Source organism: Cytophagia bacterium CHB2 (genome assembly GCA_030263535.1).
Lineage (GTDB): Bacteria > Zhuqueibacterota > Zhuqueibacteria > Zhuqueibacterales > Zhuqueibacteraceae > Coneutiohabitans.
The window spans coordinates 1-14,533 of record SZPB01000144.1 but is presented as its reverse complement, the minus strand read 5'-3'; the positions used below and the strand labels follow the sequence as shown (position 1 = coordinate 14,533).

9 protein-coding genes and 2 pseudogenes are annotated in these 14,533 nt (G+C 50.8%); 1 reads left to right on the top strand and 10 read right to left on the bottom strand.

All coding sequences use genetic code 11. The features are described from left to right. Nucleotides 1–622: serine/threonine-protein phosphatase (locus FBQ85_15025; protein ID MDL1876462.1), on the top strand; the 622-nt coding region annotated here is incomplete at its 5' end. A 218-nt stretch (nt 623–840) separates the two neighbouring features. Here the strand turns inward: FBQ85_15025 and FBQ85_15020 are convergent. From FBQ85_15020 to FBQ85_14975, 10 genes and pseudogenes are all read right to left on the bottom strand, one after another. Then, entirely contained in the window at nt 841–2,325 is a 1,485-nt protein-coding gene (locus FBQ85_15020) for an FHA domain-containing protein (protein ID MDL1876461.1), read from the bottom strand. A gap of 6 nt (nt 2,326–2,331) precedes the next feature. Continuing rightward, a complete protein-coding gene (locus FBQ85_15015) occupies nt 2,332–4,320 on the bottom strand; it encodes a DUF1566 domain-containing protein (protein MDL1876460.1) in 1,989 nt (662 codons plus the stop codon). A gap of 32 nt (nt 4,321–4,352) precedes the next feature. Continuing rightward, nucleotides 4,353–4,814: a hypothetical protein gene (locus tag FBQ85_15010; protein MDL1876459.1), complete on the bottom strand. Its 462-nt coding sequence runs from the start codon at nt 4,812–4,814 to the stop codon at nt 4,353–4,355. Between the two features lie 942 nt (nt 4,815–5,756). Beyond that, a pseudogene (locus tag FBQ85_15005) lies at nt 5,757–6,104 on the bottom strand (DUF4150 domain-containing protein). Further along, complete coding sequence (locus FBQ85_15000) at nt 6,094–7,134, bottom strand: DUF2169 domain-containing protein (GenBank protein MDL1876458.1); 1,041 nt, start codon at nt 7,132–7,134, stop codon at nt 6,094–6,096. The pseudogene FBQ85_15005 and the gene FBQ85_15000 overlap by 11 nt, the downstream one beginning before the upstream one ends. Before the next feature lie 48 nt (nt 7,135–7,182). Further along, nucleotides 7,183–9,324, bottom strand: a complete 2,142-nt coding sequence (gene tssI, locus FBQ85_14995; protein MDL1876457.1) for a type VI secretion system tip protein VgrG — start codon at nt 9,322–9,324, stop codon at nt 7,183–7,185. Nucleotides 9,325–9,463: 139 nt separating this feature from the next. Further along, nucleotides 9,464–9,892, bottom strand: a pseudogene (locus FBQ85_14990) (GxxExxY protein). A 123-nt stretch (nt 9,893–10,015) separates the two neighbouring features. Beyond that, nucleotides 10,016–12,631 (bottom strand): type VI secretion system ATPase TssH, encoded by a 2,616-nt coding sequence (tssH, locus tag FBQ85_14985; protein ID MDL1876456.1) that lies wholly within the window; start codon nt 12,629–12,631, stop codon nt 10,016–10,018. Between the two features lie 107 nt (nt 12,632–12,738). Beyond that, nucleotides 12,739–13,779 carry a type VI secretion system baseplate subunit TssG gene (tssG, locus tag FBQ85_14980; GenBank protein ID MDL1876455.1) on the bottom strand — a complete coding sequence of 347 codons (1,041 nt, stop codon included), beginning with the start codon at nt 13,777–13,779 and terminating at the stop codon, nt 12,739–12,741. Next, the coding region (locus FBQ85_14975) for a type VI secretion system baseplate subunit TssF (GenBank protein ID MDL1876454.1) at nt 13,743–14,533 on the bottom strand (791 nt) is incomplete at its 5' end. The genes tssG and FBQ85_14975, both read right to left, overlap by 37 nt.

The window sequence follows — 14,533 nt, the reverse complement described above, 5'->3', positions numbered from 1 at the left end:
ATCGGCAACCGAAGTTGGCGGCGATTATTATGATTTCCATACCGGAGAGGACGGCGCTTTAACCGTGGCGCTTGGCGATGCCACCGGCCACGGCCTCAAGGCAGGAACCATGGTGACGGCCATGAAAAGCCTGTTTATTGCGCTGGCACAAGAGCCGGAACTCGCACAATTTTTCAAGCAGGCAAATCACGCTTTGCGCCGCATAAATTTGCGCCAGATTTATATGACGTTGCTGCTGGTGAGAATAAGCGGACCGCGGCTTGTCATTTGCGGCGCCGGCATGCCGCCGGTTTTGATTTATCGCGCCGCAACACGGCACGTGCATGAAATCGACTTTAAAGGGATGCCATTGGGAAGTGTGCCGGAGTTTTCCTATGAACAACGGAAATTGGAACTCTCGCCGGGTGATGTGATTATGTTGATGAGTGACGGTTTCACCGAACGTTTCAACCCGCGAGGGGAGACGCTGGGATATGAACTGGCAAAAACCGTCTTGACGGAAGCCGCGCAACAAACCGCGCAAGATATTATTCAGCGCTTTGTGCAAGCCGGCGAAGCCTGGGGCAGCGGCAGCCCGCAGAATGATGACACGACGTTTGTGGTAATCAAGGTGAAAAAGTGAGGGAAGCTGCGCTTGTCGTTGTGTGGTTATAAAAAAAGCAGTTTGAGCAATCATGAAGCTATTCACATTATGTCGAAGCAAGGCAAACTCGAGATCATTGTCACGAGTTTGCCGGTCGAGACGGGGAATTGTCATACCAGAGTGTTTTGCATTCTTGTCAATGACCAGAACCTGGTCCCATCTCTTCAAGTTATTCCCGGCCTTTCTCCTTCACCATCTTACAGAATTGGCGTCAAAGGATTGTCAAACTTAAATCCGAAAATACGCGGATTTTCGCCAATCACTGCTGCCGAGAAAATATAAAACACATAGTTGTATGTTTCGTCCGGCAGGCGTTCGCGGTAGTTTTTCAAGAGGCGCCAAAAGTTGCGCTCGCGCGGGTTCTCCGGCATCTTCCGAATCAAATCGATGACTTTGTTCTCTCCCCAGTTGTATGACGCGATTACCAACAGGCCCGAAGCTTGCGCATCGGTATCATAAATGTCCCGCAGGTAGCGCGCAGCCGCCTCAGTGGATTTTATGAAGTCATGACGTTCATCGCGAGGATCGTAGCGCTGCAATTCGACCAACGGGCCCGTTCGCAAGCCATATTTCTTCGCTGTTTCCGGAATAAATTGCCACATGCCCTTGGCATAACCGTGTTTCGTCATCGGGCCACATTTGGTGGCATCGAAATTACTTTCTTGCAATGCGAGATAAAGAAAACGCGGCGGCATGTGGTGTGCAAGCATGGCCTCGGCAATCTTGGGAACGTAGCCATGTTCATACGCTCGCTTTATGGCATTCTCCAGGCGTCCAGTGGATTTCCACATGCTGATGAATCGTCGCACCTCAGTGACAAAATCTTTTGGCAAATCCACCTCACATTCGCCCCATAAGCGCGCCATTCGCAAAATCATCCGCTCGTCTTCCGGCATACGCTTGCTATAAATTCCCAACTCGTCGACAAAGTGATCATAGTTTTTTTCAAGCTCGTCACGCTTGGCGCGGTATTTTGAAACCTCGGACAGCATTTGCGTATTGCCGGACTGCATTACGGCTTTTTCGAGTTGTACCAGCAGCAGTTCGAGCGATTTCATTTCATAGAATATGTCGCGCGCCAGCGCCTGTTGCTTGCGTATTTGGCGCTCTTGATACACCGCATAAACGCCGACGCCCAGCAAGAGCACACTAATCAGACCGAGGGCAATGCCATAAACGCGTGTTTGCTTCTTTCTTACCTGCCTAAACGCCTGCCGCATCATCATCGTGTGCTCGCTCACACCTTCCGTGATCTTGTCGTCGAAATAGCGTTGGATGTAGCGTGTCATGGAAGGCTCACTTACACGAGTTGCCGCGGCGGCATGTTTCAGCTCGGGTGTCAAGACAAGCGCCGGCCCTTCTTGCCCGAGCATCAGCCTGGTTTCATCCAATAACGGCGTGCGCTCCACCTTCTCACCATCATCGCGATAAACCCCGTTACTGCTCTGCAGATCACTTACCCACCATTGGCCTTGCTCGAACGTAACCTCCGCATGCACCCGGCTGACAATATAATCCTTGAATTGTACTTGACACGTTTCATCGCGCCCAATGCGAAAGGATTGCCGGAAAACAAACTCCGTGGCGTTGGACTCGCCTCGCTCGATTCTGACGGCAATGGTCGGCGCATTGAATGGGGTTGCAGTCTTGTGTTTGATTTTCTCAGTCATAGCATGAGTCATGAAAACCTACTCCGACTGGCCTTTGGTACGAACTGCTCTGACATATCCAGCGCGATCACTTTTGACCGGTCCGCAATAGCCCAGACTGAAATCAACACTCCATACCATTTCGTTACTTTGAGCGTCGGTTGTCCACAGCCAGGACTGCTTGGCATCGAACCGCGAGGATATGTGCAGATCCTTATAAGCGGCCTTGGGTTCCATCAAGGACATGCCCTCTTCCAGGGTCGGTAGTCGCCAATCGTTGAATCCGGCAAAACGCTGTGCTTTTAAGTCTTGCACATAGTGTACGGCTTCGGTTAAAGTCATCTTTTCCATCGAGCCTCCGCTTTGCCACATTAGCCCCGTGGCATGGTCGACGATCACACCATCACCCCCAACACGCACAGATTCGTAATCATGGGCAATGCCGCTGCTGTTGCGATTCACGTTGGCGTCAAAAAAACTTTGCCGTTTCAGCATCTCCCGCACCTGCGCTTCCGTCAAGATGGCGGCTTTGCTACGCAACTGCTGCACAGGTTTCCGCGTTGCTTTTGTAATTGGCGCCCAATTAGTGGTTGACGTATCCGGCGGTGCAGAAGGAATGGATGTGGACTCAGGCAGTTTTCTTAATGCAAAAAACTTCTGGGGATTCGATCCTGGTTGTACCTGCAATCGTTTTTCCAATGTCTCATAGCCATCGCGCGACGCCTGCAAATCATGCTGCCCTGCGCCTAATTCCAAATTGTGTAATTGCTGTGGGGCAACAACCCGGCCATTAATCATGACTACTGCGTCAGGCGGCGACATTTTAATCGATACTCTTGCCGATGCTTGCAGCGCAACAAAAATAGGCAATAGACGGGATTCCGTAACAACGAGCATCGTATCGAGGGTCAAAAAATCCTGCTTATGAAAATGTAGCGTATGCGTCCCGGCAAAGACTGAAAAATCATTGATCGGAGTAATTCCAATGGAATCACCATTGAGGAATACCATTACGTTTTCGGGTATTGTAGATATGAATAGTTTCGCTTGCACTGAGGAAGATGATTGCCGTGCGCTGCTGATCCAATACATGGCCGCTATCAGTAGCACCAAGATTACGGCTACTGCCAGACCTGTGATTCTTTTCCGCCTCACAGGAGCCGACTCTATCAGCAGTTGTGTTTCATCTGAAACAAGCTTGTTCTCAAAAGCGGTAATGGCGGCCAGCATCGCCTCCGCGCTTTGGAAGCGTTTCGTCCGTTCCTTCTCAATGGCCTTCATGGTAATGCGGGCCAACTCGGCAGGCACTTCGGCGTTTAATTGATTTGGCCGGGGAAATTTTTCGCTCACGATGGCGTTGGCCGTGGCAAGATCGGACTGACCTTTCTGAAACGGTGTTCTGCCCGCCAGCATTTCATAGAACGTCATACCCAACGAGTAAATGTCGCTGCGATGATCGACGTCCGGCAGTTCCTGCACTTGCTCGGGCGACATATAAAACAGCGTGCCGCCGGTGGACATCGTGCGCGTTGTTGAACCCGGGCGTTGTATTCTGGCCAGGCCGAAATCAGTGACCTTCACCTCTTGCTCGGGCGTAATCATTACATTGCTGGGCTTGAGATCACGATGAATAACACCCACACGGTGCGCATGCGCAATAGCAGCGAGAAGCTGCTTGAACAATGGCAAAGCTTCCTGGTAAGGAAGCGCGCCGCTTTGCGCAAGCGTCTGTTCCAAATTGGCGCCATTGACGAATTCCATCACCAACACCAAACCGTGCTCAGTCTCGCGTAAAGCATAGACGTTGACAATGTGCCGGTTTTCCGATTTGGCCAACGCTCTGGCCTCCTCGCGAAAACGCTTGAGAAACACTTCGTCATGCGCCAGCATGGGATTCATCATCTTCAAAGCCACGATTTTTTCCATATTGATATCTATGGCTTTGTAAACGATGCCCATCCCACCCTTGCCCAGCATTTCCAGAATGCGGTAATTGTCGATGACTTTGCCGATCATGGGGGAGTCCATAAGCCCAAACTCTCAAAACAAAAAGGATACTTTCATAAGATAGTTGCATCAAGTGAGAATGGCTTAAGATCGTCTTTTTCAACACCCCATGTGCCTTTCGCAAAGGCCGAACATGTCTTTTTCTCTTCGTCTCCGTCGTGAAATCCGGTTAATGTCATGCCGAGTTTCAACAATACTATAAAACCAAGTGCCTCATAGGGCTGCCCGTCCTCGGTGCATAGATTTTTCAAGACTTCCCGGTCAGGATCCTTGAAGATATTCGTTCCCTTGTATGTCAGAGTTTCGAAGAATCTACTGAAGCCAATCTCATAAAGTAGATCGGAGTCTTTTTCATACATTGTTGTAAGCCAACCTCGATACTCGATCAGCGTGTTCATGAAGGATCGTCGAGAGGCTTCTGGCGGCCCCAAGACCGTCGCAACTTCCTGCGGCGTCATTCCAAATCGCAAAGGCCCGACTCCGCTAAAAGGCTTGATTTCAAACTCATTCGACATTTTCTGTCCTTATTTTAACAAACCATTTTTTCCCAAGCAGTTAAAGTAGGCCAGCATTTCTTTTATCGCTTGATTGTATTTTTTGGGGTCACCGCCCATCCGTGCAATATTCCGGGCATCTCTAATGTCCATGGCCATGGCATCGCGCCATTTCCCGTCGGCTATCAAACCCGCCAACATTTTTCGATAGTTGTAGGCAAGGTTGCCACTCCCGTTACTCAGAGTCTTGGCGTGATCTTTCGGGTCCATTTGAATCGCTGGTCCGTCGTTAGGATCAAGCTTTCCTTTGTAACTCTCCTTTGCCGGCATGTGATGCGAGTCTTTGCCATCATTGACTGGTTTGCTCGTCTCACTATGCGCACCTCCGCGATGCTGCCCCGACCCGTTGCCTTTCTTGAGATCATCACACGGCCCCTTCTTGCCTTTATTCGTTACTTTGCTGCCATCCTTTGAACCCTTTTTTGCCGCCTTCTTTCCGGTCTTTTCAACTGCTTCCTCGGTAGTTTTTTGAGCAGTTTTTTGGGTTGCCTTTTCAGCGATCTCTTTCTCGGCCTTTTCAACGCTTTCTTTTGCTAGCCGTTCTCCACTCTCTTTAGCTAATTTCTCCCCACCTTCCTTGACTAGTTTTTCTGCACCCTCTTTAACTAACTTCTCCCCACCTTCTTTGAGTAATTTCTCTCCGCCTTCTTTAAGCGCTCCCTTAACTACGGCTTTCCCCCCACTAACGGCGCCCTTGCCACCAGGAATCAAACTCGCGACCAAGCCTGCGGCTTCGATCCAACGATTTACCGGCTCACCAGTCACCAAATCTTTGCCGGTAATAAGTTGTCCCGCGCCCTTAATTGTGCTGACTACTGGAATAACATCGAGCGCAAAAGAAAGTGTTTCTTTGCTGACGACCTTATCATAAATAACCTTGCCGATAGTATTGCCGGATCCGGTGCCATTCATCTGAAAGAGATCATCGTGCCGCACCAGCCATTGCTTTTCAACACGCACCGTTGTGCTATGTGTAACCGGGACGCACTTGCCTTTGTGGGTACCGCTTTTCATTCCCCCGCCAACGCCGGCCTCATCGCCAATCACGGTCGGCAAGTAACTGCCCATATTAAATGCCGGCTCGCCGGTAAAGTTCACCGTTGTCGCTGTCTTGGCAGCCGTCTCAAATTTGGAAATGATCTGATAGGGCACCGGCACCATCGAGCTTCCCATGGGCGTTTTGCACACATCGGGAGTCCGGCAGACCAAAATTGCTTCGCTGATTTTCCGGGTGGCTTCTTTATCGGCCATTCCCCCTCCCTTGTTGGTGCGAGTCCGGGATGATTGCCCGTGCTTCAATCGTCCGGAGCTTTTCCACTATTGGAAGTTGCCCGCGCCATACCAGGTAGGCGCGATTCGCCGCCACTTCAAGATGCAGGGTATCCAAATTTAATTTGCACATTCCGGCTTTGCCGCCGGAATATCCAAGAAAAAGCAATACTTCACAATTGGGCAAATAAAAGTTCAGGGTTGAATGTTGGGGATGCAAGTTTTGCAGGACGACCGCTTCGTCGCCTTTCAGATAGCCGTCATAAATCAAACTTGGATGAGCGCTGTTATAAAAGGCATAGTCAAAATCTTTGGGCAAATACGGATGGCGCTCCTTGAGCCATTGCTCATCATAGGTGCCTGCCTGTGCGCGCCGCGGCAGCCAAGATTTCGTGATGACGGACAGGCCTTCGGGCTTATAGCTTTCGCCCAGCTCCAACTCAGAATCGTGAGGCGACATAACGCGTGGCGCCGGCAAAGGCTGACTTTTGCTCAAATATTTTTTGTTCACATAACCTACGCCAACCGGGTTTTCTTCACACACTCCGGATTCTTCTTCATATCGCCACTGGCCGCCATAAGCATATTCATACTTGATCGGAACTTCCGTGCACGGTTCAGGGTTGCTGATTTTCCACCCTCCGACAAAATGATGATTCCAATAGCGCGGGCCGGTGACGAGCAAGCGTTTCTGCAATTTACCTACTTGCACACCAACGAGCCAATGTTGCAGGGGCTTGCCTCCTGGTGATATGGCATGGGCGTTTACAATAATGTCGGATCGAGGTTTGTAAGGCGCCAAATCGCTTTCAAACCGAATACTGCTGGTGTTTAATTCTTGATAAAATTCATCGGTCAACACGATCGGTTCTTGCACGGAGGCGGTTCTAAGCTGAGCATTGGGAATAATATCAAACGTTCCACGCAAGATTACGACTTGAAACGGATCATCATTTATATCGAGGCTCTCGAAGCGCATGGGCTCGAAAGGCGTGTAATTAAGAAAATCCATGATTATGTGCAGAAAAGTAATCGCCCAGCTACTGTGCAGGATTGCCAATCAGTTAATATCAACGACTGCACCGTTAATCGTTACCGGGCCGCTAGCCGACAGGTTCAACTCCGTGCCCTCGATGGTAATCTTGCCGTTCTTCTCAATCGTGATTTTTCCGCTCCCACAAATCAATTCAATTTTCTCTCCGGCCGTGAGTTTTTTGGTGCGCCCAATTTGTTCTTTGCTGCTCATCCCGACAAAAACAGTTTTCGATAAACCGACCTGTTCTGATTTCGCGCCGCCGACCGTTTCATTCATCGCCGCGCCGACAGTGATTTGATATGCGCCTCCGATGGTTGAGGTTTTGACCAGGCCAACCATTTCGGTTTTCATTTTTGCGACAGTTTGCTTCGCGTTGCCGCCGACGCTCTCTGTATGGTTTGCGCCGATTTTTTCCGACCGGTTGGCGCCCACATTGAGAGTACTGTTGCTGCCGACGGTCACGCTTTGATTCGCCCCCACCGTTTGATCGCGGTTATTTCCCACCGATACCGTTTCATTGTTTCCCACGTTGCGTGAACGATCATGCCCCACGGAAACGCTTTCATCATTGCCGACATTGCGGGAGCGGTTATTCCCGACCTGCGCCGTCTCATCATGCCCAATCGTCTGATTCTTGTCATTGACGATATCAATGGTCCAGTCCTTGGTGCCATGCAAATAAATATTCTCGCTGCCCGTCGTATCGTCGAGCGTCAGCTCGTTTTGGCCGGCGGTACGGATCACGCTCTGCGCTTTGTTGCCGTCGGTGGAAGGCGAAGAGTTTGAGGGGTTTGGCACCGTTCCCAAACCCACGGGCCGATCAACATCGCCATCCACGCAGGCCCAGACCATTTCGGTGTCAGCGTGATTTGGAAAGTGCATGCCGTAGCCTGAGCCCGAATAGGCTTGCACCTGGCGAATCGGCAAGGTGCCTTCGCCGTTGGGCCGGTCTGCAACATCAAACAGCATTTTCGCGCGATAGCGGCCGTGATCGTCGATATAGGCATACTCATCGCCCGCCGCAGATTCGATCCTTGCACTCATAATCCCCGGAATACGCGGAATGGGCGTGCGCCGCGGCGGACGATAAGCGATATCGATCGGAATCGCCTCGAAATAATTTTGATACGTCGGCTCAATCTTGCCTGCACGCGGCAAAATGCTGAACAAGCCGCGCTGGGTGCCGCGCGAGAGCACTCGCGTGAGAATGTATTCGTTGTTCCATTCCTCGCGATAATGCCTGCCCAGCTTGAATTTGAATCCGGCCTGGAACAAGCGGCAGTCGCTTTTGCCCTTGAAAACCGTCTTGCCCGCCAGAATCTCTTGATTGCGAATTCTAGCCAATGCAGCGGCTTGATTGTCATCTTCAAAGTTATCGCCGAATTCATAATACATACCGGGCGAATCCGAATCGATCTGACTCTCTGCTTCAAGTTGTTTTTCAGGATAAAGATAGTTGTAATCCTTCAGCTTCACCAATCCTGTGACCACGCGCTGCTGGCAGGTCAGCTCGCTCACGGTTTCCTGCTCGTCAAGCTGATCCTTGTCGGCACTGTAGCGCAAATTACCGTCCAATGCGATCTTCGGCAGACTGTCATTTGCGTCGGTAAAGACGATCACATCGTTGTCATTGCGGTGATCAAAGCGATAATAAATGCCGAAATGCTCCAACCGGCGGTTGAGAAAATTAAAATTGGTTTCACGGTATTGCACAACATACTCGAGTTCCGGATAGGATTCCGACAGATTGATTTCGAAATCCTGGCCGGAAAACCCGGAGGTTTCCATCACCTTTTTGATCACTTTCTCAATGTTCATCTGCTGGTAGATTTCGCTTTGATAGGTGAGGGTGAGCCGCCACATCTTGGGCACGAGCACGGCATAATAAGAGACATAATCCGGCGTGCGGCCGCGCTGCTCGAAATGCGAAATGATGCCATGAATTTTGATAGGCTCTTCGTCGCCGCGTGTGAGAATGAATGTCGCCTTCTTGTTGAGAATGCTGGCCGCATCCAGCTCCGCGTCTTCCGAGAGCAGATCGAAACGATACTCGAACAAGCGCGAGAGGTTTTCTTCGCCTTCGAAGGAGAGAACCTTCACGGCGTTTTCTTCCAGCTCGCTGAAATGGAGCTTGTAGAAGGGTTGGTTGGAGAAATATTGGACCATGGGTTGGGATTCCGTTGTGGAATAAATCAGGACACAGATAAATCTGATTTACACAGATTTTTTCATCTAACTTTAGGAAATTTACGGCCTGAATACTTCAATGCCAGATTAATAGGCTTTCTAATTCAATAGCTTGTTGTTAACCTGCGTTAATCTGAGCCATTTTTGTCCACGATAATCCGCCTTTGCGGTCGTTGTCGTAAACTTTTCTTTTAACCTGCGGCTCAGTTCCGAAATTGAGCAGCAACCCGACTTCGCAAATCGTGGATTTGAGGTAATGCAGCAATTGTGCCTCATGTTCTTCCAACAATGTCCGCTTTGATTTGGTTTCAACAATGACTTTATCGGCAACCAAGATATCTGCCGAAAAATTGCCGACAATCTGACCGTCATAGTAAACCTGAATCGCCGCTTCTTCGATGGCTTGGAGCCCGAGTTTGGACAACTCGATGATCATTGCTCTACGATAAACCTTCTCCAGAAATCCGTATCCGAGAGTGTTGTAAACGGTATAAAACGCTCAGATGATTAATTCCGTGACTTCAGCGTGTTTGCCGTCTGATTTCATAGTATTCCCCGTTACAAGCCGTATAACAGCGTTCTAAAAATGGGCCACAGATTGTGCAGATTCACGCAGATTTATAGAGTTTTTGATCTGTGCTTATCTGCGCAATCAGTGTCCGATGATTTTTTATTCAAACTTATACTGCAACTCCCTCTCCTCATCAATCCCCACTTTCAGCTTTGTAGGCGATTTGCCTTCGGCCATAAAGCCGAGCAGGCGCGAGGAAATGTCGGGCGCGAGGGTGCGGTCGACAATGGCGTCGACGTTGCGCGCGCCGGTTTCCGCGCGGGTACAGAGCGCCACGATTTCATCGATTACTTTCTCATCGAATTCCACGGCGAGCTTTTGATTGTCCTGCAAACGCTTGGCAACGCGGCGCAGCTTCATTTGCACGATTTGCCTCATTACCTCTGCGGCAAGAGGGAGAAAGACGATCGGCTTCACCCGGCCTAGAAATTCCGGGCGAAAGTAGCGATTGAGATGCGGCCGCAGCTCATCCAACAATGCCTCGGGGTCCGTCAAGCCTTCATGGTATTTTTCAAACAAGATCTCGGAAGCAAGATTTGACGTCATGAAAATAATGGTATTCGAAAAATTGATATTGCGCCGGTCGGCGTCTTGCAGCATGCCGCGATCGAAAACCTGCATGAACAAATCCTTCACTGCCGGATTGGCTTTCTCGACTTCATCCAGCAAGACGACGCAATAAGGCCGGCGCCGCACGGGTTCGCTGAGCGCACCGCCTTCGCCATAGCCTACCAGGCCGGGATCTGCGCCAATCAAACGCGAGGTATTGTACTCATTCTGATACTCGGTCATATTGAGCGTGACCATGAAGCGTTCCTCGCCGAACAGCGCTTCGGCCACCGCGCGCGACAACTCGGTTTTGCCTACACCGCTGGGGCCGACGAGCAGAAAAACGCCGATCGGGCCTTCTTCCTTCTTTAAACCAACTTTCGCACCGCGAATGACGTCAGCAATTTGCTTGATGGCGTGATCCTGCCCGACGACACGCTTGCGCAGCTCGTTTTCGAGATTGAGCAGCGTCGTCATCTCATCGCGATTCATGTTGCCCGCGGGAATGCCGGTCCAGGCTTCGATCACTTCTGCAACCGTTTGCCCGGTGACATCGGCAAAGACTTGCGGTTTGTCGCCCTGCAATCCAGCGATTTGATTTTTCAAATTCTCGAGTTGCGTATCGAGCGCAGCGCCTGCTTTTTTGCCTTCTTCGGAAAATTTCTTTTTACGCAATTCCATCAACTGCTTTGTCAGTTCGCATTCCCGGCTCCAGCGCTCTTCTTTGGCTTTGATTTCCGCCTCGAGTTTTTCTTTGCCGGTTTGCAATTCTTGCAATCTTGCTGCGTGATCGCCGATGCTCAAATCACTGTCTTTCTGCAACGTCTCAATTTCCAGGTTGATCGATTTCAGCCTGCTGATTTCCAGATCGAGGCTCGGCGGCTTGCTGGTGAGCGACATCTTCACGCGCGTCGCGGAAGTATCGAGCAAATCCACGGCCTTGTCCGGCAATTGCCGGCCGGCAATAAAACGGCGCGAAAGCTTGACGGCCGCTGCAATCGCTTCGTCGGTGATGTGAATGCCGTGATAGGCTTCGTATTTCGTTTTGATGCCGCGCAGCATGACCATAGCCATGTCGTCTTCCGGCTCAGCGACATGAATCGGTTGAAAGCGCCGCTCGAGCGCCGCATCTTTGGCAAAATATTTGTTGTATTCCAAATATGTTGTGGCAGCAATTGCGCGAAACTCGCCGCGCGCCAGCGCCGGTTTCAGCAAATTGGCGGCATCACCGCCGCCAGCCGCCGCGCCCGCACCGATGAGCGTATGCGCTTCATCAATAAATAAAATAATCGGCTGCACGGATTGAGTGACGGCTGTAATCACGGCTTTCATGCGCTTCTCAAATTCACCCCGCATGGAAGTACCGGCTTGCAGCGCGCCAAGATCGAGCGCATGAACCTGTACATCTTTCAACACCTCAGGCACTTCATTCGCCGCGATTTTCAAGGCCAGGCCTTCGACCAGCGCGGTTTTCCCGACACCCGGCTCACCGAGCAAAATGGGATTCGATTTCTTACGGCGGCTGAGAATTTCGATCATCTGGATAATTTCATCGTCACGGCCCAGGATCGGATCGATCTTGCCGGCTTTGGCTTGCGCGGTGAGATTGTTGGTATAAAGATCGAGCACCGAGCCGCCCGGCGGAATTTCCCTCGCCTGCTCAACTGGCAGTTCCTCCACGGCGGCGCCAGAATCTTCCACCGAACCGGACACGATTTTATAGAACTCGCTACGCAGCTCCTCCTGCTTAATGGCGTTGAACAGCTCCATCAAGCCGCTGCTGATCACCAATTCCGAAGCGATGAACACCTCGAACAGCGCGCCCGAGCGAATCTTGGTTTCTTTGTGATGTACCGAACTCGTGATCCACGCCTGTTCGAGCAGTTCCGTGAGCAACGGCGAGAGCTTGGGCTTGCCGGGATTGCCGGTCTGCATGTCATCAAGATTATCCGTGCAAGCCTGATGCACACGCCCGGCCTCGATACCGTAATGCCGCAGAATCAGCGGCACGTCGCCCTGGCCATCTTCGAGCAGCGCGACAAGCAAATGTTCGATGGTGATCTCGTAATGATTGCGCTTAATGCCCATGCCCGTCGCCGTGTCAAGCGTGCGCACGAGGTAGTTGTTGAGCTTGAGCAGAAGTGAACGGAGATCTTTGCTTTGCATGATTACACTTTTGAGGTGATTGATTTTCACGTTACACCTTACACGAGCAGAGTTCAAGGTGTAAAGTTTAAAGTGAAACAATTCAATCGGTTTTGAAATCAAAACAACTAAAATGCTCTTTTAGCAAACTGCTCATAGCTATAATCGACATTCACCGTCGCTTGCCGTGGCTTTCCCAGCCAAATCGTCGAGCCTAAACGCAAGCGGCGATCATTCCACGCCACGGAGATGATGGTTTCTGATTTGATGATAAAACGTACATCATATTCCAGGCCGTCATTGAGGTAAAGATTAAGCAATTCGCACAAGAGTTCAGCCTGAGGAGCTTGCGGTGTAAATTCGAGATAATCCGCAAAACCGATCGGCCCGATCTCGATGCGAATACGGCTGGTAAAATCGCGCATGGAACTGCCGGCAACAGCATTCACCCCGAGCGTCGGCGCTTTCTCCGGATCTTTCTCGCCCATCACCGGCAAGTCGGACAGTTTCACCCAGTGCGGAATGAACTCTCGAATCGCGATTTGAAATTTCGGAAAGAACTCGTGCAGCAAAATATGCAGCCCCGCTTTGTTGCGGCTGCGATTGGAAAGGATACCGGAAAATTGCAGCAGGCGAAACCTGGAGATCGGGCCATCTTGTGCGCGGTCCCCGTCGGGCGAAACGCGGCCGATAAACGAAAACACGCGCGGCGCGATTTTATTCTCAGGCTCGTCGCGCAACTGCAAGTAGTAGCGATATTTTTTCCAGGCCTGATAATAGAGCCAGTAAAAACGATTACTAAAAATGTCTAAAAAATTCTGCAACGGCACCTCACCGGCGCCGTGATCGCTTTGCTGCATGGCAACTTGTTCATGATAGCAACGCGGCAGCGGCGAGTTGATGCCGTACAGGCCCATGAAATTCAGCACAAACGTCAACACATTATTCCGGCGCTCAATCGCACGAATATCCTTGGGCGGATAAACGAACATTTCATACGGTCGAAATCGCAAGCCGGTTTGTTCGAGCACAAAATCGTTGCGTTGCGGATGCCAGTGTTTTGTTGCGATCTCCGCTAGGAAGATGGCCTGAAATACATTGTATTCCGGGCCGCGGCGCTCAAGCTCCACGATTACACGGGTAAGATCTGGCCGAGATTCGGTTCCCATTTATATTCCCGATTGGTGCCAACTTCGACGATGGTCAGGAAAACCACGGAATTGATCGTAACATATTGCGCGAGAAAACGATTCAACACCAGACCGAACAAATGAATGTCGCCGGGGCCTTGTTCAAAAGCCGCAGGATCAACCTCGAGCTTGAATTCAATGCCGCGCACTAGCATGCGTTTCTGCTTGTCAAAAATGTTTTTGGAAGCGGGCGGCTGAACGCGCACAACGCCTTGAATTCTTTTCTTATTCGAATTGATTTGCGACGGCGACCAGTTATAAAGGCTTAAAATCTTTTTCAGATTATCCGTCTCGGCCAGTGTGCTGTAACTCAAGGTGAGATGCGAGATCAATGCCCATAGAAAATTTTGCTGCTCCGGGCATTCCAACGCTTCCGTGGGCGTGGTAAGGTTTGCGGCATCGACGCCGGGCGGAAATTTGACCGGCTCTTTCAGCATGCCCGCTTCCAAATAACTAGCGGGCAAATAGCCGTTGGACATCGTTGCTTCCAGGCTCAAGGTTTCGCGCGGAAAACCCTCCAGTTCCATGCTCGGCCCAAATAATCGAATGTACGTCTCACTCATGTCTTTTGGCGTCGTGCGCCGGATCACCGAATAAAACCGCCGGTATTCGTGCTCCGGAGCCGCGGTATCGAGGATATCGTAAGAGGTAACCGGCAGATACTTGTACTGCTCAACTTTGTTTTCACTGACGCCGATCACGTTTTTGATCGCGTAGATCTCGCGGCTCTTGC

What these genes read in the sequence shown, in the direction of transcription:
- FBQ85_15020 (MDL1876461.1), bottom strand. Translation starts at nt 2,325, where the DNA reads ATGACTCATGCTATGACTGAGAAAATCAAACACAAGACTGCAACCCCA.
- FBQ85_15015 (MDL1876460.1), bottom strand. Translation starts at nt 4,320, where the DNA reads ATGGACTCCCCCATGATCGGCAAAGTCATCGACAATTACCGCATTCTG.
- FBQ85_15010 (MDL1876459.1), bottom strand. Translation starts at nt 4,814, where the DNA reads ATGTCGAATGAGTTTGAAATCAAGCCTTTTAGCGGAGTCGGGCCTTTG.
- FBQ85_15000 (MDL1876458.1), bottom strand. Translation starts at nt 7,134, where the DNA reads ATGGATTTTCTTAATTACACGCCTTTCGAGCCCATGCGCTTCGAGAGC.
- tssI (MDL1876457.1), bottom strand. Translation starts at nt 9,324, where the DNA reads ATGGTCCAATATTTCTCCAACCAACCCTTCTACAAGCTCCATTTCAGC.
- tssH (MDL1876456.1), bottom strand. Translation starts at nt 12,631, where the DNA reads ATGCAAAGCAAAGATCTCCGTTCACTTCTGCTCAAGCTCAACAACTAC.
- tssG (MDL1876455.1), bottom strand. Translation starts at nt 13,779, where the DNA reads ATGGGAACCGAATCTCGGCCAGATCTTACCCGTGTAATCGTGGAGCTT.